We start from the raw sequence: 19,981 nt of genomic DNA, 5'->3' as shown, positions 1-19,981 counted from the left end.
ACGTCCCTTCGATTGGACCCGTTATGCCAGTCCTGACTCTTCGTGCTGCCCGGATACCGGTGGTGGCCCTGACCGCGGGCGCGCTCCTGACCGGTTGCGCCGGTATGGGGGGCGGCAGCTCAGGCGACAAGACCATCCGCGTTCTGATGGTGAACAACCCGCAGATGGCGGACTTGCAGAAGCTCACCAAGAAGTATTTCACCAAGGAAACGGGCATCACGGTCAAATTCACGATGATGCCCGAGAACGAGGTCCGCGACAAGATCAGCCAGGACTTCGCCAATCAGGCGCGCCAGTACGACGTGGCCACCATCAGTAATTTCGAGGTGCCCTTCTACGCGAAGAACGGCTGGCTGATGCCGCTGGACGGCTACGCCGCCAAGGACAAGGCATTCGACCAGAAGGACGTCCTCCCCTCGATGCGGCAGTCGCTCACCGCCGAGGACGGCAAGCTCTACGCCGAGCCCTTCTACGGTGAGTCGTCGTTCCTGATGTACCGCAAGGACGTCCTCGCCGAGAAGCATCTGAAGATGCCCGAGCGGCCCACCTGGCAGCAGGTCGCGGACATCGCGTCCAAGGTCGACGGCGCCCGCAAGGGGATGAACGGCGTCTGCCTGCGCGGACTGCCCGGCTGGGGTGAGCTGATGGCCCCGCTGACCACGGTGGTCAACACCTTCGGCGGCACCTGGTTCACCAAGGACTGGAAGGCGCAACTGGACTCGCCCGAGTTCACCAAGGCGACCAAGTTCTATGTCGACCTCGTGCGCAAGCACGGTGAGGCCGGTGCGGCCCAGTCGGGCTTCGCCGAGTGCCTGAACAACCTCACCCAGGGCAAGAGCGCCATGTGGTACGACGCCACCTCGGCCGCCGGGTCGCTGGAGGCCGCCAAGTCCCCGGTCAAGGGCAAGATCGGCTATGTCCAGGCGCCGGTGGAGAAGACCGACAGCTCGGGCTGGCTCTACACCTGGGCCTGGGGCGTCCAGAAGGCGACGCGCCACCCGGACAACGCGTGGAAGTTCATCTCCTGGGCATCCAGCAAGAAGTACGAGGACTTGGTCGGCAAGAACTTCGGCTATGCCAACGTACCCGCGGGCAAGCGGTCGTCCACTTATTCCAATCCGGACTACCGCGACACCGCCGGCTCCTTCTCCGAGGAGACCCGCAAGGCGATCCTCAGCGCCAAGCCGCGTGATCCGGGAGTGCAGCCCCGGCCGACCATCGGCATCCAGTTCGTCGACATCCCCGAATTCGCCGATCTGGGCACCAAGGTCGCCCAGGAGATCAGCGCCGCCATCGCCGGAAAGCAATCGGTCGAGTCGGCATTGAAGAAGTCGCAGCAGCTGGCCGAGAAGGTCGGCGAGGAGTACCGATGAGTAATCCGACGACGGCAGTATCCGTGAGCGGCGAGCGGCCACCGACCGCGGCGCCCACCTCCGCACGGCGCCCCGTGGCGCAGCGGAACCGGGCCCGGGAGTGGGCCACCCGGGCGCCGCTGCTGCCCGCACTGATCTTTCTGATCGTGGTCACCCAGCTTCCGTTCGTGGCCACGCTGGTGATCTCGCTCTTCGACTGGAACTCGTTCCGGCCCGACCGCCGCGCCTTCGCGGGGCTGGACAACTACAAGACGGTGCTCAGCGACCAGGCGCTGCGCGACTCCATCGTCACCACCGTGCTGCTGACCGCCTCCGTGGTGATCGTCAGCGTGGTGCTGGGGCTGCTGCTGGCGCTGCTGCTGGACCGCAAGTTCCGCGGCCGGGGCCTGGTCCGCACCATGCTCATCGCGCCGTTCCTGCTGGTGCCGGTGGCCTCGGCGCTGCTCTGGAAGCACGCGCTGTACAACCCCGAGTACGGGCTGTTCAACGGCGTGCTCAACTGGCTGGGCGGGCCCCAGCCGGAGTGGCTCACCGATACGCCGCTGATCGCGGTGGAGGCGTCGCTGATCTGGCAGTGGACGCCGTTCATGATGCTCATCCTGCTGGCCGGGCTGCAGAGCCGCCCGCTGGACATGATCGAGGCGGCCCGGCTGGACGGGGCGGGGGCCTGGCAGATCTTCCGCTTCCTGACGCTGCCGCATCTGCGCCGCTATCTGGAGCTCGGCACCCTGCTGGGGTCCATCTACATCGTGCAGAACTTCGACGCCGTCTTCACCATGACCCGCGGTGGCCTGGACACCGCCAACCTGCCGTACACCATTTACGAAACCTTCTACAACGCCCACGAGTACGGGCTGGCATCGGCCGCGGGGGTCGTGGTGGTGATCGGCACGATCATCATCGCCACCTTCGCGCTGCGCGTGGTGTCGTCCCTCTTCCGTGAGGAGGCGTCCCGCGCATGACCGCCGTGAGCACCCCGGTGCCCATCACATCCGTTCCGGAAGCCACCCGCCGGGCCGAGCGGCGCGGTGCCGCGCTCGGCGTACTGGCCTGGTTCATCGGCATCCTCTTCGTCCTGCCCGTGCTGTGGATGCTGCTGACCTCGTTCCACTCCGAGGCCGACGCCGCCACCAACCCGCCGTCGCTGGCCGCTCCGCTGACCCTGGACGGGTACAAGGACTTCTTCGGCGTGGGCGGCGGGGCCAGCCCCTGGCCCGCGCTGCTCAACTCGGTGGGCACCTCCCTCTTCTCCACCTGCCTCGTGCTGGTGCTGGCGCTTCCGGCGGCGTTCGCGCTGTCGATCCGGCCGGTGCGCAAGTGGACGGATGTGATGTTCTTCTTCCTGTCCACCAAGATGCTGCCGGTGGTGGCCGGACTGCTGCCGGTGTTCCTGTTCGCCAGGGACATCAACTTCCTGGACAACGTCTGGTTGTTGGTGATCCTCTACACCTCGATGAACCTGCCGATCGCGGTGTGGATGATGCAGTCCTTCCTCGCCGACGTCCCGGTGTCCATCATCGAGGCCGCCCAGATGGACGGGGCGCGGCTGCCCACCATCCTGTGGCGGGTCGTCGCCCCGATCGCGGGCCCGGGCATCGCCGCCACCTCGCTGATCTGCTTCATCTTCAGCTGGAACGAGATGCTCTTCGCCCAAGTGCTCACCGGTGTGGTCGCCCAGACCGCCCCGGCGTTCCTGACCACGTTCGTCACCAGCCAGGGGCTGTTCCTGGCCAAGGTGTGCGCGGCGTCGATGGTCATTTCTCTGCCGGTGCTCGCCGCCGGTTTCGCCGCCCAGGACAAGCTGGTCCAGGGCCTTTCGCTAGGAGCAGTCAAATGAGGGCCGCTGTCATCGAAGCCCCCGGCAAGGTCACCGTCGCCACCGTCGCGGACCCCACCCCGGGCCCCCGTGAGGTCGTGGTGGACGTGGCGGCCTGCGGGCTGTGCGGCACCGATCTGCACATTCTGCAGGGGGAGTTCGCGCCCACGCTGCCGATCGTGCCCGGGCACGAGTTCGCCGGTGTGGTCGTGGGCATCGGCAGCGGTGTCACCGAGCTGGAGGTGGGCGCCCGGGTCGCGGTCGACCCCTCCCTGCACTGCCACGAGTGCCGTTACTGCCGGATCGGCCGGGGCAATCTGTGCGACAACTGGAACGCGATCGGGGTCAGCGTCGCCGGCGGGGCCGCCGAGTTCGCGGTGGCCCCGGTGGCCAACTGCGTCAAGCTGCCCGAGCATGTGGACGTGGCCGACGCGGCCCTGATCGAGCCGCTGTCCTGCGCGGTGCGCGGCTATGACGTGCTCAACGGCAACCTGGGCGCCGAGGTGCTCATCTACGGCTCCGGCACCATGGGGCTGATGATGCTGGAGCTGGCCAAGCGGACCGGCGCCGCCAGCGTGGACATGCTCGACGTCAACTCCGAGCGGCTGGCCACCGCCGGCACCCTCGGCTGCACCCGGTCCGCCGCCTCGGCGGACGAGCTGGAGCAGCCGCGCGGCTGGGACGTGGTCATCGACGCCACCGGCAACCAGGCCGCCATTCAGGACGGCCTGGGCCGGGTGGCCAAGGCCGGAACGTTCCTGCAGTTCGGTGTCGCCGACTACGCGACGCGGGCCACCATCGAGCCGTACAAGATCTACAACCAGGAGATCACCATCACCGGCTCCATGGCCGTGCTGCACAGCTATGAGCGTGCCGCCGGGCTGTTCGCGACCGGCGTGCTGGACCCGAAGATCTTCATCAGCCACCGGCTGCCGCTGGAGGAGTACCCCCAGGCACTCGACCAGTTCAAGGCAGGACAGGGCCGGAAGATCGTGGTCGTCCCGTAACCGTACGTGGTTGACGGCCCAGGCCCGGCACACCAGGCTTGGGCCGTCAATGATCACGGTCGGCGGGAGGGCGGGCAGATGGGCAAGGGCGACGCGGTGGTGGTGGGCGGAGGGCTCGCGGGCACACTGGCCGCGGGGGCGCTCCTCGGCCACGTGGACACGGTCACCCTGGTGGAGCGCGACCGCTACCCGGAGCAGCCCGCCTTCCGCAAGGGCGTGCCCCAGGGCCGTCATCTGCATGTCTTCCTCAGCGGCGGGCGGCGCGCCCTGGAAGAGCTGTTCCCCGGACTGAACGGTGAGCTGGAGGCGGCGGGCGCCCATCGCCTGGAGGCGCCGCGCGATGTGATCACCAAGGCTCCCAACGGCTGGCAGCGCCGCTTCCACGAGGGCAGACACGCCACGACGAGCTGCACCCGGGCGCTGTTCGACGCCACCGTACGGGCGCGGGTGCTGGCCGATGCCGAGGGATCCGGGACCCGGGTGGAGGTGCTCCAGGGCACCGAGGCCATCGGGCTGCTCGGCGGCGCGGACCGGGTGACCGGCGTACGGGTGCGGGCGCGCGACGCCGGGCGCACCGGCCGGGAGCTGCCCGCCGATCTGGTCGTCGACGCCTCGGGACGCGGCTCGCGCGCCCCCAAGTGGCTGGCGGAACTGGGCGCTCCGGCGCCGCGCGAGGAGATCGTCGACGCGGGGATCGGCTACTGCACCCAGATGTTCCGGCCCGCCGAGCCGCTGGACATGGTGATGGTCATCCAGCCGCGCCCGGACCGTCCGCGCGGTGCGGCATGGTCGCCGGTCGAGGGCGGCAACTGGCTGCTGACGCTCTCGGGGGTGCGCGGCCAGCATCCGCCGACCGAGGGCTCGGAGGTGCTCGGCTTCGTCAAGTCCCTGAACGAGCCGACGCTGTATGAACATCTGCGGACCTGTGAGCCGGTGTCCCCGCCGTACGGGTTCCGCGACACCTCCAACCGCCGCCGCCACTACGACACCCCGGGCGCGCTGCCCGAGGGGTTTCTCGCGGTCTCGGATGCCGCCTGCACCTTCAACCCGATCTACGGTCAGGGCATGGCGGTGGCCGCCCTCAGCGGGCTGGCCCTGCGCCGCTGCCTGGCCGAATCAGGTCTGCGGCCCGGTTTCGCGGCCACGGCACAGCGCGCCGTGGCCCGGGCGAGCGACACCGCCTGGCTGACCGCCGTCGGCGCGGACCGCCCGTACGCCGCGGACGCGGGCACCACGCCGCCCGGGGCGGCCGAGCGGCTGCGGAGCTGGTACTTCGGGCGGCTGGCGGACCGCGCCGCGATCGACCCGGTGGTGGGCGCGGCGTTCCGTGACGTCACGTATCTCGCGGCGGGTCCGTCCCGTCTGCTCTCCCCCGGGGTCGCCCTGCGGACGGTGCTGCTGCCGAGGGCCCGGGGCCTGACGGACCCGCCGCTGCGCGTGGAGAGCTGACCGGGGCCGGGGGCTTTTGCCGGGGCGGAGCCCCCGGACCCCCGTCCCGTGGGCTCCGCCGCCCCCGGGACCCGGGGGATGCGTTCAGGCGGTCGCGTCGCGCAAATGTGCCGCCGCCGCCTGCTCCAGGTGGACCAGGTCGCTGCTGACGGTGGCGAAGGTGAAGCCCTGGGCCAGGCGCCCCGCCGCCGTCGCCCCGTCCGGGCAGTGGATTCCGGCGGCGATGCCCGCGGTCCGTGCCTCCTCGGCGACCTTCGCCAGCGCCGCCTCGAACTTCTCCGCCACCGAGGTATCGGTCGAGGTCCGGCCGCCGAGTGCGATGGTGAGGTCGGAGGGGCCGATGTAGACGCCGTCGAGCCCGTCCGTGGCACAGATCTCCGCGGTGTTGGCCAGTGCCTGAGCCGTCTCGATCATCACGATGCAGGCGACCTGCTGATTGGCCTCGGCCGGGGCGGGGCCCACGCGCAGGCCCGAGCGCATCGGGCCGTAGGAGCGCACCCCGAGCGGGGGGTAGCGGCAGGCGGCAACCGCGGCGGCGGCCTCCTCGGCGGTGTTGACCAGCGGGACGATGACCCCGCGGGCCCCTGCGTCCAGGGCCTGGCCGATCCAGAAGCCGTCGTTGGCCGGGACGCGCACCATACCGGCGGCGGTGCCGCGGGCGTCGATGGCGGTCATCGCGCCGAGGGTGCCCTTGTAGTCGAGGAGGCCATGCTGGGCGTCGACGCAGATGTAGTCGTAGCCGAGCCCGGCCAGGCGCTCGGTGCCCACGGGGTTGTCGAGGACGACCCAGTAGCCGATGATCCGCTGGCGGGCGCGCAGCCGGGCGGCGAAGTCGGCGGGGGAAGTGTTCATGCTGTCAGCTTCTCTCGTTCTCTCTCGTATCTGGGCTCAGGAGCTTTCCCGCAAGCGGCTACGGGGTGGGCCATGGCGCGTTCACACCACGGCGTTCACCGGTTCCTCCCCGCGCAGGACGCGCACCACATCGGCGGCCACGGTGGTGCCCATCGCGGCGTTGGCCTGCTGGGTGAACGCGGCGCAGTGCGGGGTCAGCACCGCGTTGGGGGCGGTGAGCAGTGGATTCCCGGTGGGGGGCTCGGTGGCGAACACGTCGATACCGGCCGCGGCGAGATGCCCGCTGTGCAGCAGCTCGGCCAGGGCGCCCTCGTCGACCAGCCCGCCGCGCGCCGTATTGATGACGCAGGATCCCGGCTTCATGGCCGCCAGTTCGGCGCGGCCGAGCAGCGGTCCGCCGGACGGCATCGGCAGATGCAGGGTGATCACATCGGCGGCCGCGATCAGCTCGTCGAGGGTCACGGCCGGCACTTTCTGCTCGGCGAAGACGGCGGCGGGAAGGTGGGGATCGTAGGCGATGAGGTCCATGTCGAAGCCCCGGGCGCGGCGGGCGACCGCCTGTCCGATGCGGCCGAAGCCGACGATGCCGAGGGTGCGTCCGGCCAGTTCGGGCCCGAAGAAGCGGTCCCAGCGGCCGCCGGTGACCGAGGCGTGCGCGGGCACGATCCGCCGTACGGCGGCCAGCAGCAGGGCCATCGTCATATCGGCGACCGCGGTGGTGTTGCTCCCGGGGGCGTTGACCACGCGGACACCGTGGGCGGCGGCCGCGGCCAGGTCGATGTTGTCGGTGCCGACGCCGTGTTTGGCGACGACGTTAAGCCCCGGTGCCGCGTCCAGGACGGCCGCCGTCACCGGGTCGAGCCCGACGACCAGCGCCTTGACGCCCTCGGCCTCCTCGATCAACTGCCGCTCGGTGAGCGGATGCGCCGCGCTCGCGGTGCGCGCCCGCACCCCGGCGGCCTCGAACACCTCCCAGGGCCCGCTCGCATGCTGTCCGAAGCTGGGTGTGGTCACCAGGACGTCGTGGCCGGTGGCTCCCCCGGCCTCGTTCGCCTCGTTCAACGCGCTCAACTCCCCACCCCGAACCCGAGGACGTCGAGGACCGAATAGATTCCCAGGGCGCCGATGGCCGTACTGCTGAGCATCAGCGCGCCGTTCAGCACCGGGTTGCGGCGGAACCGCGGATCGACCTCCGTGGCGCGCAGCCGCCAGACCGCGATCACGACCGCGAGCAGGAAGATCCCGCCCGCGATGCCCCCGGCCTGCACCATCAGCACCGGCTCCTGCAGATAGAGGTAGAAGGCGGCCCACACGGGCGGCAGGACGACGGTGAGCAGGCGGATGACGCGCTGCCGGGCCTTGACGTTCCGCCAGTCGAACACGCCGAGCAGTCCGAGGGTGTTGGTCCACAGCCGCGGCACGCTCGCGGTGGAGGCGATGATCGTGGAGTAGAGGACGGCGATGGCGCCGATGAGGAAGACGTACTTGCCCGCGGGACCGAGGGTGTCGGTGTACATCCGGGACAGCGTGGTGATCATGTCGTTGCCCTCGGGCACCAGCTTCTGCCGGTGCAGGATGGCCGCGCCGATGATGTAGAAGGAGAGCGTGCACAGGGTGCAGACGACCCATGAGGTGAGCGCGTCGATCCGCATCACCCGGATCCAGCCCTCGGCGCGCCGGGCCCGGGCCTCGGTGCCGTCGTCGGGGCCGGTCCAGCGGGCGTAGCCCTTCTCCAGACACCAGTAGGTGTAGGTGGTCATCTCATCCGCGCCGACACCGGTGATGCCGAACATGGCGACGGCGAAGCCGAGCGTCCCGGCGGGGATGGACAGGGTCAGCCCGGAGGCCAGGTCGGAGCCGCCGTAGCCGAAATCGGTCCAGGGCAGCCCGACCGCGAGGGCGACGGTGGAGAGGGTGAAGAAGACGACGGTGATGAACCCGGCCTTCTCCACCAGCCCGTAGCGGCCCGTGTACATCAGCGCGACGACGGAGGCGACCACGATCACGGTCCAGACGGTGAGCGAGGTGCGGCCCAGCGGTGCGCCGCCGATCGGGGCGAGGATGCTGAACGCGGCGGCGGCACCGCCGATCATGCCTCCGCGCTGGAGCATCTTGGCGAAGTCCATGAGGATCCACAGCACGTTGATCCAGCCGACCCGGCCCACCTTGGGAGGGACCTGGCTGTAGCCGGCCAGGGCCGTCTTGCCGGTGAGAATGGTCCAGCGGGCCAGCTCCATCTGCACCCATACCTTGACCAGCGCGCTGGCGATGACCAGCCACAGCAGCACGAAGCCCGCCTTGGCGCCCAGGGAGGTGGTGGTGATCAGCTCACCGGATCCGACCACGGCGGCGGAGAGGATCATCCCGGGGCCCAGCCGGCGCACCGTTCCGCGGAGATCGCGCGGCGGCTCCTTGATGTCGCCCGACCGCGGTGCGTACGGATCGTCGGACGGCGCCTCGCCCCCCGTTCCGACCTGCGCCGGCACACTGTCCGCCGTCATGCGACCTCCCCCTCCATGCGTGTTGTGAGCGGAACGCTCGCACGATTGCACGTAACACGCAAGACTCTGCGCAGTGTCCGCGAGGAAACAGCGCGGAATGCGCAGACTGATAATGTTGCTCAGGGCTGCGCAGAGTCGCGCAGGGTGAGGGAAGGATGGGGGCCGCCATGAGCCAGGAGGCCGGTGTGGAGGAGCGCAGACGGCTGCGCGCCGGGGACCGCCGGGAACTGATCGCCCGAATGATCCAGACCGATGGCACGGTCGCCGTGGAGGAGCTGGCCCGCTCGCTGGAGGTGACCCCCTCCACCATCCGCCGGGATCTCGCGCTTCTGACCGAACAGGGCGTCATCGCCCGCACCTACGGCGGCGCGATGAGCGCGGGTCACACCGTCGAGCCCACCCTCGGACAGCGCAGCGGGCTCGCGGTCGCCGAGAAGGACCGGATCGGGCGCTGGGCGGCAGCGCGGATCGGGCCGGGCGACACCGCCATCCTCGACGCCGGCACCACGACCGGACGGCTCGCCCACCATCTGCGCGCCCGTACCGATCTGACCGTGATCACCAGCGGGCTCACCGCGCTGCGCGAGCTGGCCGAGGCGGACGGCGTCGAGCTGATCACCCTCGCCGGGACCCTGCGCCATGTCAGCCAGGGCTTTGTCGGGCCGCTCGCCGAGCTGACCCTGTCCCGGCTGACCGCGGACAAGGTCTTCCTCGGCGCCGACGGGCTGGACGCGCGGCGGGGCATCTGCGAGGCGAGCCTCCAGCAGACCTCGCTCAAGGAGATGATGGCCGACCGCGGCAAGGAGCTGTACGTCCTCGCCGACAGCAGCAAGCTGGGCCAGTCACCGTTCACCGCCTGGGCGCCGCTGGACCGGCCGTGGACGCTGGTCACCGACAGCGGGGCCACCGATGACCGGCTCGGTCCCTTCCGGGCGCTGCCCGACGTCGAGGTGATCACCGTCTGACGACGGACCGCTCCGGGCGGGTGAGGGGGCCGGGAGCCTGGCGCTCCCGGCCCGCCCGGTTCAGTCCCGGTACATCCGCGGCGCGGCCGTCACGCCCACCAGGCCGAAGCTGTCCTCGACCTCGGCCTTCTCGGCGGTGTTCGGGTAGGGGTTGGTACAGGGGATCCCGGCGGTGGAGCCGGACATCAGGCTCGAGCACGGCCCCGGCTTCATGTCCGGCAGGCCGAGGATATGACCGAGCTCATGCGAGGAGATCCGCACCGTGTTGTAGCCCTCGTCGACGGCCTGACGGCCGAAGTAGATCGTGCCGCGGCCCAGTCCGGTGGAGAGGGTGCGGGGCCAGCCGTTGTCCGCGATGATGCGGACGTTGGCCTGCTGCCCGGACGCGGCCGGCTTCAGCTCCACGTTGGCCACGCTCTCGTTCCAGATCGCCGCCCCCTTGGAGACCGCGTCCTTGAACTCGGCCGCCCCGCCGGCGTCGTACGTCACGATCCGCGCGGCGGCGGTGTGCTCCGCCGGGGCGGCGGAGGCGGGAGCGGCCACGGCCTGTCCGGCCGTCAGGGCGAGCACCGCCGTCACCGCGGCGGGTAAGGCACGGACGAACTTGCTGGATCTCACGATCGGCCTCCTTGTGGGGGAAGGACGGACAAAGCAGGTGGGCATGAGCATGACACGTCGCCCATCTCATCGGCCACTGTGCCCACACACCTTGCCCCATCCGGCCGGTTGTCCACAGGTGGTCACCGCGGGTTCCCGCGGGCCCCCTAGAATCGGCGGATGGCTCTTCCCGACACCGGCCCCGATACGAGCGCCGCGCTCGGCACCGACGCGAGCGACGCGCTCGGCGTGCTGCACCGCGTCTTCGGTTACGACGCGTTCCGGGGAGGTCAGCAGGAGATCATCGACCATGTCGTGGCCGGCGGTGACGCGCTCGTCCTCATGCCGACCGGCGGTGGCAAATCGCTGTGTTACCAGATCCCGGCGCTCGTGCGGAAGGGCGTCGGCGTCGTCGTCTCCCCCCTGATCGCGCTGATGCAGGACCAGGTCGACGCGCTGCGGAACCTCGGGGTGCGGGCCGGGTTCCTCAACTCCACCCAGGACCTGGACGAGCGGCGGATGGTCGAGGCCGAGTTCCTCGCGGGCGAGCTGGACCTGCTCTATCTCGCGCCGGAGCGGCTGCGGGTCGAGTCCACGCTGCGGCTGCTGGACCGGGGCACGATCTCGCTGTTCGCCATCGACGAGGCGCACTGTGTGGCCCAGTGGGGGCACGACTTCCGGCCCGACTATCTGGCCCTGTCCGAGCTGCATGAGCGCTGGCCCACCGTGCCCCGGATCGCGCTGACCGCGACCGCCACCGAGGCCACCCACTCGGAGATCGCGTCCCGGCTGAAGCTGCAGGACGCGCTGCACTTCGTGGCCAGCTTCGACCGTCCGAACATCCAGTACCGGATCGCCCCCAAGAACGAGCCCAAGAAGCAGCTTCTGGAGCTGCTGCGGGCCGAGCACGCGGGCGACGCGGGGATCGTCTACTGCCTGTCCCGCTCCTCGGTGGAGAAGACGGCCGAGTTCCTGGTCGCCCAGGGCATCGACGCGGTGCCCTACCACGCCGGGCTGGACGCGCGGATGCGCGCCGAGCACCAGGCGCGCTTCCTGCGGGAGGACGGTCTGGTCGTGGTGGCCACGATCGCGTTCGGCATGGGCATCGACAAGCCCGATGTGCGGTTCGTGGCCCATCTGGACCTGCCCAAGTCCGTCGAGGGCTACTACCAGGAGACCGGCCGCGCCGGGCGGGACGGGCAGCCCTCCACCGCATGGCTGGCGTACGGGCTCCAGGACGTCGTCCAGCAGCGGAAGATGATCGACACCTCCGAGGGCGACGACACCCATCGGCGCCGCCTCGGCGCCCATCTCGACGCGATGCTGGCGCTGTGCGAGACGCTGGAATGCCGCCGGGTGGGGCTGCTGGCCTACTTCGGCCAGGAGTCCACCCCCTGCGGGAACTGCGACACCTGCCTCACGCCCCCGGAGTCCTGGGACGGCACGATCCCCGCGCAGAAGCTGCTGTCCACGGTGGTGCGGCTCAAGCGGGAGCGCAACCAGAAGTTCGGCGCGGGGCAGATCATCGACATCCTGCTCGGCAAGAAGACGGCCAAGGTCATCCAGTTCGACCATGACGCCCTCTCGGTGTTCGGCATCGGCACGGAGCTGCGCGAGGCCGAATGGCGCGGCGTGGTACGGCAGTTGCTGGCGCAGGGGCTGATCGGCATCGAGGGGGACTACGGCACGCTGGTGCTCTCCGACACGAGCTCGGAGGTGCTGGGCCAGCGGCGCGAGGTCAGGCTGCGGCGCGAGCCGGAGAAGGCGCCGCGCGCCGCCAAGGCGAAGACGGACGCTTCGGGGAAGTCCAAGAAGGCCCCGGTGGATCTGCCGGAGGAGGCCGTGCCGGTCTTCGAGCGGCTGCGCGCCTGGCGTGCGGCGGCCGCGAAGGAGCAGGGCGTCCCCGCGTATGTGGTCTTCCATGACGCCACTCTGCGCGAGATCGCGATCCTCTCCCCCACCACGCTCGAGGAGCTCGGCACGGTGAGCGGGGTCGGCGAGAACAAGCTGGTGAAGTACGGGCAGGGGATTCTGGACACTCTGGCCTCCTGACCGTATGGCAATCCCAGTGGGGGTTACCGACGGGTGTTACCTGAGGTAACGTCAGGCCGTGCCACAAGACGGTGGCCGCCGGGGGCTGGGGTGCTCCGGCGGCCACTCATCTCATCGCGCCGTTCTCGCGCTGTTCCTCACGCCGTACGCGGGCTGTCCTACAGCTCCTTGATGCGGATGTCGCGGTACGAGATCACATCATCGGTGCTGTGGACCTGGAGACCGATGTACCCGGAGGAGTACCGACGGCCGTCCGTGCCGGGGTCGTCCCCGCGCGGCGGGGTGAACTCCTGGCCGCCGGTGTTGTCGAACTCATTGAGCAGCACACCATTGCGGTAGATCGAGTAGTGCTGACCGACCACCCGGATCTCATAGTCGTTCCAGCTTCCCTTGGGGGTGACCCCGGCGCCACTGAGCCCGACCCGGTCGAAACCGTAGATCGATCCGGTCTTGTACATATCGCCGTCGGGGCGGTCGAGGATCTGCACCTCGTGCCCGTATTTGATGGCGACCCACTCCGGACGGGACTCCTCGGGGTGGTCGTGCACATAGGGGAAGCGCACGAAGACACCGCCGTTGGCATTGCCCGTCCCGGGTGCGTCATCGCGGAACTGGAGCTTCAGCGAGAAGTCGTCGTAGGTCCGCTGCGGGAACCACAGCATGCCCATGCCCTCGACCGAGGTGCTGCTGGTGATGCTGCCGTCGTCATTGAGACCGAAGGCCCCGCCGCCCACGTGCTGCCACTTGTCGTAGGACTTCTTGGTGCCGTCGAACAGCGGGCGGTAGCCCTCGTCCTGACCGGGCTTGCCGATCCCGGACTGCTTGGCCGCCTTGTTGATCGCCCGGTACTCGCGCTGGTCGATCACGCCGTCGGTGAGCAGCTTGTCGGTGACGGTGGTGACGTGCTTGAGGAAGAGGGCGTGGGAGGACCAGTCCTTCTCGTCCTCGATCAGCTCATTGATGGTGCAGCGGCTACGGGTGATGCGGTTGGGGACGCCGGTGTCCACCGTGCCGACGATCACCGTAAGGCGCTCGTCCCACTCCGGGCACGCGGGTGCGGGCACCCCGCCGCCCTCGGCCACGGTGAACGCCAGTTGCCGCGCCTCGGAGGTGTTGCCCGCCTTGTCGGTGGCGCGGTACGCGACGGTGTGGCGGCCCACCCGGTCCACCGCCACGGGGGTGGTGTAGGCGAGATACGGACCGCTGTCCAGGGAGTACTCGACCTTCTCCACCCCGGAGTCGTCATCGGCCGCGGTGAGCGAGACCTTGGCGCTGCCCACATAGGCACCGTCGGAGTTCTTCGTTCCGTCGACCGTCGCGGAGACCGCCGGGGGTGTGGTGTCCTCGGCCGGCGGGGCCACCACGGTGAAGTCCACCGACTTCACCTCCGACACGTTGCCCGCCTTGTCCGCCGCCCGGTAGCGCACCGTGTGGGAGCCCGCGTCATGGACCATCACCGGACCGGTGTAGGGCTGGAACTCCCCCTGGCCCAGGGCGTAGTCGATCCGGTTGACCCCGGAGCCGGTGTCGGAGGCGGTGATGGTCACGGTGGCCATGCCGATGTACGCACCGGACGGGTCCTTCTCACCGGAGACGGTGGCGGAGGTCTCGGGCGCCGTGGTGTCGTCCGTCGGCGGCGCCACCACGGTGAAGTCCACCGACTTCACCTCCGACACGTTCCCGGCCTTGTCCACGGCCCGGTAGCGGATGGTGTGCGCGCCCACCTGGTGGACCATCACCGGGGCGGTGTACGGCTGGAACGCCCCGTCCCCCTCCGCGAACTCGATCCGGTCCACGCCCGAGCCCTCGTCGGTGGCGGACACCGTGACGGTGGCCATCCCGATGTAGGCGCCGTCCGCGTTCTTCTCGCCCTCGACCTTCGCCGTGGCGTCGGGCGCGGTGGTGTCCTCGCCACCGCCGCCGTCGGTGACCACCAGGATGCCCTGCATCTGGCCGTGGCCGGGGATGGTGCAGTGGTAGCGGTAGCGGCCGGGGCTGAGGGTGACCTCGGCGGTGTGCTTGCCGCCGCTGTCGTCCGAGGGGTTGGCCAGGATGTTCAGCGGAACGTCGTTGTTGTACTCGGGGTCGGAGACATCGAAGGTCAGGGTGTGCGGCATCCCCATGGTGTTGCCGGTGGCCGTGCTGTTCTCGAAGACGATGGTGGTCTTCCCGGCGACCGCGGTGGTGGGCGCCGAGGCGTACTTGGTGATGTCGTCACCCGCGGTCCAGGTGAGGGTCTGCTGTGCGGCCTGCCGGGTGTCGTTCTGCCCGTGGGCCGCCGTCGCCGTCGCCGAGCTCAGCCCGAGGATCATGAGCAGCGCGGCGAGGAGGGGCAGCCAGGGTCTGCTGGGTTCGGGGCGCCTTCGTTTCACGGTCACTCCGCCTTCCTGGCCAGGTCCTTGGCGAGCGGAGTGGGCTCGCCGCCGGTGTAGGTGATGTGCCACAGCGCCGACTTGGAGTCGGAGGTGAAGAAGCCGCGCCCGTAGTCGAGGACGTAGAGCGAGCCGTCCGGGGCGAACTTCCAGTCCATGAGGTTGCGGATGCCGTCGGCGCCCACCGGGATGATCTTCTTCAGGGTTTCGGCGTGCACCGGCAGACCGCCCTTGCCGACGGTCTTCGGGTCGGTCACCACCGCGTGGCGCGGCTGGTCGGCGTCGTAGAAGTCGCCGACGAACCACTTGCCGTCCCAGTAGGCGGGCCACTTGGTGGTGGAGTCGCTGTCGGCGTCGTAGCGGTAGACCGGGCCGTTCATGGTGGCCTGACCGCCGCCCTTGAGCCACGGCAGCAGGAACTTGGCCTCGGACGCCTTGTAGCTCGGGATGCCGTTCGCGTCCCGCGGATAGTCGGGGGCGCCGCCCTGGGGCGAGTACCAGATGGTGTTCCCGGTGATGGGCGGCAGGTTCACCAGACCGTTGTTGTTGGGCGACTCGTTCTTGGGGTGGTCGCAGTCGTACCAGCCCAGGGGCTTGCTGGGGTCGGGAAGATTGCGGTCCCGGTAGGGCTGCTTGTTGCCCATGCAGTACGGCCAGCCGTGGTTGCCCGGCTTGGTGATGGCGGCGAAGGTGTCGTACTTGGCCGGGCCCCAGGTGGTGCTGGGCTCGCCCGCGTCGGGGCCGACCCAGCCCGCGTAGAGGATGTCGGTCTTCTGATCCACGAAGATCCGGGCCGGGTTGCGCACCCCCATCACATAGATCTCGCCACGGGTCTTGCCCCCGCCCTCGTCGGGCTCCTTACCGGTGAAGAGATTGCCCTCGGGGAGGGTGTAGGTGCCGTCGTCCTCGGGGTGGATCCGCAGGATCTTGCCGTTGAGGTTGTTGGTGTTGCCCGCAGTGCGGCGGGCGTCGGAGAAGGAGACGCCCTTGTAGTTCGGCTGCGGGTTGTTGCCGGAGTAGCCGTCGCTGAACTGCGAGGAGTTGTTGTCGCCGGTGGCGATGTAGAGATTGCCCTTGGAGTCCCAGGACATCCCGCCGCCCGCATGGCAGCAACTGTGGATCTGGACCGGCCAGGAGAGCAGGACCTTCTCCGAGCCGAGGTCCAGCTTGTTGGTCTTCAGGTCCATGGTGAAGCGGGAGACGCGGCGCTCGGCCATTTGGGTGTCCCGGTTGATCCGGGAGTGCGGCGTGTAGTGGAGATACACCCAGCCGTTGTCGAGGAAGCCCGGATCCAGCTCGATGCCGAGCAGCCCCTCCTCGTTCTTGATCAGCTCATCGCCGCCGCCCTTGTTGCCGAAGACGGTCACGGCGCCCGCGAGCGTCACCTTTCCGGTGGCCGGGTCGTAGACATGGATCTGGCCCTGGCCCTTGCCGATCTCCGGGTCGTTCCAGTCGGTGACCACGGGCGCGCTGTTGTCACCGCCGCCGCGGCCGATGTAGAGCACCCGGCCGTCCTTGGCGACGACGAGGCCGTGCGGCTCGCCGATCTGGTCGGACTGGCCCGGCTGATTGGGCTTGGTGACGCGCTCGGCCTTGTAGTTCGCGTTGATGGTGGCCTTGCAGTCGGCGCTCGAGAGACGGGTGGTCCACAGCAGCGCGCCCCGCAGATGGGCGCGGAAGTCGGTCTCCTGGAAGGTGGCGACCGTACCGCCCATCCCGGTGTAGAAGGAGCGGCCGCCGTCGTAGTCGCGGCACCAGGAGATCGGGTGATCCCAGCCGTTGGCGCCGGTGCCCGGCTGGTAGCTGGACTCGCGGACCCGGGCCACGGTGTGCACCGTGCCGGAGGGATTGTCCTTCCAGTTGAACCAGGTGTCCGTGCGCTTCCACTCCAGCGGCAGCTCCTTGGTGGCCGGGTGGACGCGGTCGCCGACCTCCACCACGGCCCGCTGGGCGGTGCCCGGGCTGGTGGCCGCCGGGCGGGCGCCGATCAGCCCGCTGTACCAGTCGGAGTACGGCTCGTTGCGGGCCGCGTCATGGATGCCGAGGAAGCCGCCGCCCGCCTTCATGTACGCCTCGAGCCCCGCCTCCTGCTCGGGGTCGAGCACATCGCCGGAGCCGGTCAGGAAGACCACGGCGTTGTACTTGCCGAGCTTGGGCTTGGTGAAGACCGAGGCGTCGGCGGTGGCGTCGACGGTGAACCGGGTCGCCGCGGGGCCCTGGTCGCCGATCTTCTCGATGGCCTCGATGCCCGCGTTCACCGTGGCCGGCTCGTCCCCCGCCGAGCCGTGGAACACCAGGACCCGGACGTTGTCCCCGCCGGGCGGGGACGGCAGCGTGAGTGGCGCACGATCCTCGGGCCGGGCGCTGGCGGGGGACCCGCCCAGCAGGGTCGCGGTGAGCGCGCCGAAGAGCAGTGCCGCCACCCCCGCGCGTCTCTTCCGCAGCCGACCGACTGTCATCCCTCTCCACCTTGAGGGCATTTGGTACGGTTTGTCCCGCATGGGTCACCCATCCCTCTCACATACCGGAAACCACCGCTGAAGGAAGCTAGACGGCTTTTCGCAACCCGCCAATACCTATGACCGCAACTCAACGAACTTTGTCCTGAGTGTGGATGAACGAGGCTGCCCCGGCTACCGTGAAAGCACCCCGGGGCATCTGCGCATCGTCAACGGCAGGGGATCCACAGCGATTTGGGAGAACGATGAGCGACGCACCCGGCATCACCTCCAGACGCGGTCTCAGCAGACGGCTCTTCACCGGCGGCGCGGCCGCCGCGGCCGTCGGACCGCTGGCCCTCACCTCCTCCGCCGCCGCGAAGGCGCCGAAGGCCCCGTCCGGCGCGGTCCGCACCGCGACCGCGGGCGGGGCGGTCCGCCATCTCAAGCTCTACGCCGAGAAGCTGCCTGACGGCCAGATGGGTTACGGCCTCGAGAAGGGCAAGGCCACCATCCCCGGTCCGCTGATCGAGCTGACCGAGGGCGACACCCTGCACATCGAGTTCGAGAACACCATGGACGTCACGGCCAGCCTCCATGTGCACGGCCTGGACTACGACGTGGCCAGCGACGGCACCCAGCTCAACCGCAGCGCCGTGGAGCCGGGCGGCACCCGCACCTACACCTGGCGCACCCACGCCCCGGGCAAGCGCGCCGACGGCACCTGGCGGCCGGGCAGCGCGGGCTACTGGCACTACCACGACCACGCGGTGGGCACCCCGCACGGCACCGGCGGCCTCCGGAAGGGGCTGTACGGCCCCGTGGTGGTGCGGCGGGCGGGCGACATCCTGCCGGACAAGCAGTTCACCATCGTCTTCAACGACATGACGATCAACAACAAGGCGGGGCATGAAGCCCCCGAGTTCCGGGCGACGGTGGGCGACCGCGTCGAGATCATCATGATCACGCACGGCGAGTACTACCACACCTTCCATATGCACGGGCACCGCTGGGCGGACAACCGCACGGGGCTGCTGGAAGGCCCGGACGATGTCAGCCGGGTCATCGACAACAAGATCACCGGACCCGCCGACTCCTTCGGCTTCCAGGTGATCGCCGGGGAGAACGTCGGCCCCGGCGCCTGGATGTACCACTGCCATGTCCAGAGCCACTCCGACATGGGCATGGCCGGGCTGTTCCTGGTCGCCAAGGCCGATGGCACCATCCCCGGCCACGACCCGCACCAGCTGTCCGCGCACCACCACGGATAGGCGCTGAAACGATTGCGACGGGGCGGGCCGGGCGGCCCGCCCCGTCGTCTTGTCTCCGTACCGCCCCGTCAGGCGGTGTGCAGCCGCAGGCCGTACACCGACAGGATCTCGTTGATCGGCTGGTACCAGGTCTCGCCGCCGCCGGAGCAGTTGCCCCAGCCGCCCGAGGTCACGCCCTGGGCCTGGTCGCCGCTGATGAACGAGCCTCCGGAGTCACCGCCCTCGGCGCACACACTGGTCTTGGTCATCTCGTACACCGCGCCCTGGCTGTAGTTCACGGTCTCGTTCTTGGCCAGGACCGTGCCGCAGTGCCAGTGGGTGGTGGAGCCGGAACGGCAGATGGAGGCGCCGATCGGGGCCTCGTTGGAACCGCGGACCAACTGGTCGGGAACGGTGCCCCAGCCGAGCACCACCGGCACGGTCCACCAGCCGCTGCCGACGCTGACGTAGGCGTAGTCGTTGCCGGGGAACGAGGAGCCCTGGAAGTTGCCGATGTACGAGCCGTCCCAGCCGCTGACGGAGCCGCCCGCCTGGCCGCAGTGTCCGGCGGTGACGAAGCCGCCCTGGACCGAGAAGCCTATGGAGCAGCGGACGTTGCCGGTGTAGTACGGGTCGCCGCCGACCGTACCGGCGGCGAAGGTCGTCGGCGCCTGGGCGGGGGCCTTCTCGACGGTGACCGGGACCGAGGACGAGCGCTTGGCCTCGCGGAGGAAGGCGCGGACGGCGGCGTCGCCCTCGCTGCCCTCGCGGACCCGGACCACGACGCCGCCCGCGCGGGGGTCGGCGCTCCAACTGCTCACCCCGGCCGGGGCGGCCTTCTTCCGGGCCTTGTCATCGAGGCGCGCCGTGGCCGCGTCGAGTGCGGCGGCGCTGTGCTGCACGATCCGGGTGGTGGCGCCCGTAGCCCGTACCGACGCGGCCCGCTCGGCGCCGGTGACGCCGACGACCAGCTTTCCGCTGCTCGTGTCGAACCACGAGCCGCCGTAGGACGCGCCGGCGGCGCGCTCGGCCTTGGACTCCAGCTTCATGGCGGCGGCCTCCTGGCCGAGCCGCTCGCGCGCCTGGTCCGCGGTCAGGCCGAGGTCACGGCCGAGCGCGCGGACGAGGCCGGCGGACGGCGCCGACGCGCCGGCGGGCTTCGCCGCGGGGGCGTCGGCGCCGGATGCCGCGGCGGCGGTCGAGAAGGCCCCGCCGGCGCCCGAGAGGGCACCGAGGACGAGGAGTGCGGACAGTCCGGCACGGACAACGGGCTTCCGTCTCATGGAAGTTCCCCTTCGGTTCGGCGGGT

15 protein-coding genes are annotated in these 19,981 nt (G+C 69.9%); 8 read left to right on the top strand and 7 right to left on the bottom strand.

Annotated features, from left to right (window positions below):
- Nucleotides 1-23 precede the first annotated feature (23 nt).
- The 5 genes from STRVI_RS16770 (at nucleotide 24) to STRVI_RS16750 (ending at nucleotide 5,645) form a co-directional block, all read left to right on the top strand.
- Complete coding sequence (locus STRVI_RS16770) at nucleotides 24-1,373, top strand: ABC transporter substrate-binding protein (protein ID WP_014056851.1); 1,350 nt, start codon at nucleotides 24-26, stop codon at nucleotides 1,371-1,373.
- Nucleotides 1,370-2,335 (top strand): carbohydrate ABC transporter permease, encoded by a 966-nt coding sequence (locus STRVI_RS16765; protein ID WP_014056850.1) that lies wholly within the window; start codon nucleotides 1,370-1,372, stop codon nucleotides 2,333-2,335. The genes STRVI_RS16770 and STRVI_RS16765 overlap by 4 nt, the downstream gene beginning before the upstream one ends.
- On the top strand, nucleotides 2,332-3,210 hold the full coding sequence (locus STRVI_RS16760) for a carbohydrate ABC transporter permease (protein ID WP_014056849.1): 879 nt from the start codon (nucleotides 2,332-2,334) through the stop codon (nucleotides 3,208-3,210). Before STRVI_RS16765 ends, STRVI_RS16760 begins: the two co-directional genes overlap by 4 nt.
- Entirely contained in the window at nucleotides 3,207-4,196 is a 990-nt protein-coding gene (locus STRVI_RS16755; protein WP_014056848.1) for a zinc-dependent alcohol dehydrogenase family protein, read from the top strand. The genes STRVI_RS16760 and STRVI_RS16755 overlap by 4 nt, the downstream gene beginning before the upstream one ends.
- A gap of 78 nt (nucleotides 4,197-4,274) precedes the next feature.
- The gene (locus STRVI_RS16750) at nucleotides 4,275-5,645 is read left to right on the top strand and encodes an NAD(P)/FAD-dependent oxidoreductase (protein ID WP_014056847.1); all 1,371 of its coding nucleotides are present in this window, start codon (nucleotides 4,275-4,277) and stop codon (nucleotides 5,643-5,645) included.
- Nucleotides 5,646-5,729: 84 nt separating this feature from the next.
- On the opposite strand, the gene STRVI_RS16745 is transcribed toward STRVI_RS16750, so the two are convergent.
- The 3 genes from STRVI_RS16745 to STRVI_RS16735 form a co-directional block, all read right to left on the bottom strand.
- Nucleotides 5,730-6,497, bottom strand: a complete 768-nt coding sequence (locus tag STRVI_RS16745; protein ID WP_014056846.1) for an HpcH/HpaI aldolase family protein — start codon at nucleotides 6,495-6,497, stop codon at nucleotides 5,730-5,732.
- An 81-nt stretch (nucleotides 6,498-6,578) separates the two neighbouring features.
- Nucleotides 6,579-7,559: a phosphoglycerate dehydrogenase gene (locus STRVI_RS16740; protein WP_014056845.1), complete on the bottom strand. Its 981-nt coding sequence runs from the start codon at nucleotides 7,557-7,559 to the stop codon at nucleotides 6,579-6,581.
- A gap of 5 nt (nucleotides 7,560-7,564) precedes the next feature.
- Nucleotides 7,565-8,998 (bottom strand): Nramp family divalent metal transporter, encoded by a 1,434-nt coding sequence (locus STRVI_RS16735; RefSeq protein ID WP_014056844.1) that lies wholly within the window; start codon nucleotides 8,996-8,998, stop codon nucleotides 7,565-7,567.
- A 167-nt stretch (nucleotides 8,999-9,165) separates the two neighbouring features.
- Between STRVI_RS16735 and STRVI_RS16730 the strand changes: the two genes are divergently transcribed.
- Nucleotides 9,166-9,963: a DeoR/GlpR family DNA-binding transcription regulator gene (locus STRVI_RS16730; RefSeq protein ID WP_050993677.1), complete on the top strand. Its 798-nt coding sequence runs from the start codon at nucleotides 9,166-9,168 to the stop codon at nucleotides 9,961-9,963.
- Nucleotides 9,964-10,023: 60 nt separating this feature from the next.
- On the opposite strand, the gene STRVI_RS16725 is transcribed toward STRVI_RS16730, so the two are convergent.
- Complete coding sequence (locus STRVI_RS16725) at nucleotides 10,024-10,581, bottom strand: snapalysin family zinc-dependent metalloprotease (protein ID WP_014056842.1); 558 nt, start codon at nucleotides 10,579-10,581, stop codon at nucleotides 10,024-10,026.
- A gap of 159 nt (nucleotides 10,582-10,740) precedes the next feature.
- Between STRVI_RS16725 and recQ the strand changes: the two genes are divergently transcribed.
- Nucleotides 10,741-12,612, top strand: coding sequence for a DNA helicase RecQ (gene recQ, locus STRVI_RS16720; RefSeq protein WP_014056841.1), 1,872 nt, complete (start codon nucleotides 10,741-10,743; stop codon nucleotides 12,610-12,612).
- 158 nt (nucleotides 12,613-12,770) lie between these two features.
- Here recQ and STRVI_RS16715 read toward each other — a convergent pair whose 3' ends face one another.
- Both STRVI_RS16715 and STRVI_RS16710 read right to left on the bottom strand, forming a co-directional pair.
- Nucleotides 12,771-14,924, bottom strand: coding sequence for an OmpL47-type beta-barrel domain-containing protein (locus tag STRVI_RS16715; RefSeq protein ID WP_078505746.1), 2,154 nt, complete (start codon nucleotides 14,922-14,924; stop codon nucleotides 12,771-12,773).
- A gap of 62 nt (nucleotides 14,925-14,986) precedes the next feature.
- On the bottom strand, nucleotides 14,987-17,443 hold the full coding sequence (locus STRVI_RS16710; protein ID WP_014056839.1) for a ThuA domain-containing protein: 2,457 nt from the start codon (nucleotides 17,441-17,443) through the stop codon (nucleotides 14,987-14,989).
- 245 nt (nucleotides 17,444-17,688) lie between these two features.
- On the opposite strand from STRVI_RS16710, the gene STRVI_RS16705 reads away from it, so the two are divergent.
- Nucleotides 17,689-18,693, top strand: a complete 1,005-nt coding sequence (locus tag STRVI_RS16705; RefSeq protein WP_014056838.1) for a multicopper oxidase domain-containing protein — start codon at nucleotides 17,689-17,691, stop codon at nucleotides 18,691-18,693.
- A gap of 68 nt (nucleotides 18,694-18,761) precedes the next feature.
- Here STRVI_RS16705 and STRVI_RS16700 read toward each other — a convergent pair whose 3' ends face one another.
- Nucleotides 18,762-19,955, bottom strand: a complete 1,194-nt coding sequence (locus tag STRVI_RS16700; protein ID WP_014056837.1) for a S1 family peptidase — start codon at nucleotides 19,953-19,955, stop codon at nucleotides 18,762-18,764.
- Between the last annotated feature and the right edge of the window lie 26 nt (nucleotides 19,956-19,981).

Origin of the sequence: Streptomyces violaceusniger Tu 4113 (assembly GCF_000147815.2) — a bacterium.
Taxonomy (GTDB): domain Bacteria; phylum Actinomycetota; class Actinomycetes; order Streptomycetales; family Streptomycetaceae; genus Streptomyces; species Streptomyces violaceusniger_A.
This window is presented reverse-complemented; position numbering and strand designations above follow the sequence as displayed.

What these genes read in the sequence shown, in the direction of transcription:
- STRVI_RS16735 (WP_014056844.1), bottom strand. Translation starts at nt 8,998, where the DNA reads ATGACGGCGGACAGTGTGCCGGCGCAGGTCGGAACGGGGGGCGAGGCG.
- STRVI_RS16715 (WP_078505746.1), bottom strand. Translation starts at nt 14,924, where the DNA reads ATGATCCTCGGGCTGAGCTCGGCGACGGCGACGGCGGCCCACGGGCAG.
- STRVI_RS16710 (WP_014056839.1), bottom strand. Translation starts at nt 17,443, where the DNA reads ATGACAGTCGGTCGGCTGCGGAAGAGACGCGCGGGGGTGGCGGCACTG.
- recQ (WP_014056841.1), top strand. Translation starts at nt 10,741, where the DNA reads ATGGCTCTTCCCGACACCGGCCCCGATACGAGCGCCGCGCTCGGCACC.
- STRVI_RS16755 (WP_014056848.1), top strand. Translation starts at nt 3,207, where the DNA reads ATGAGGGCCGCTGTCATCGAAGCCCCCGGCAAGGTCACCGTCGCCACC.
- STRVI_RS16730 (WP_050993677.1), top strand. Translation starts at nt 9,166, where the DNA reads ATGAGCCAGGAGGCCGGTGTGGAGGAGCGCAGACGGCTGCGCGCCGGG.
- STRVI_RS16705 (WP_014056838.1), top strand. Translation starts at nt 17,689, where the DNA reads ATGAGCGACGCACCCGGCATCACCTCCAGACGCGGTCTCAGCAGACGG.
- STRVI_RS16745 (WP_014056846.1), bottom strand. Translation starts at nt 6,497, where the DNA reads ATGAACACTTCCCCCGCCGACTTCGCCGCCCGGCTGCGCGCCCGCCAG.
- STRVI_RS16750 (WP_014056847.1), top strand. Translation starts at nt 4,275, where the DNA reads ATGGGCAAGGGCGACGCGGTGGTGGTGGGCGGAGGGCTCGCGGGCACA.
- STRVI_RS16700 (WP_014056837.1), bottom strand. Translation starts at nt 19,955, where the DNA reads ATGAGACGGAAGCCCGTTGTCCGTGCCGGACTGTCCGCACTCCTCGTC.
- STRVI_RS16765 (WP_014056850.1), top strand. Translation starts at nt 1,370, where the DNA reads ATGAGTAATCCGACGACGGCAGTATCCGTGAGCGGCGAGCGGCCACCG.
- STRVI_RS16760 (WP_014056849.1), top strand. Translation starts at nt 2,332, where the DNA reads ATGACCGCCGTGAGCACCCCGGTGCCCATCACATCCGTTCCGGAAGCC.
- STRVI_RS16770 (WP_014056851.1), top strand. Translation starts at nt 24, where the DNA reads ATGCCAGTCCTGACTCTTCGTGCTGCCCGGATACCGGTGGTGGCCCTG.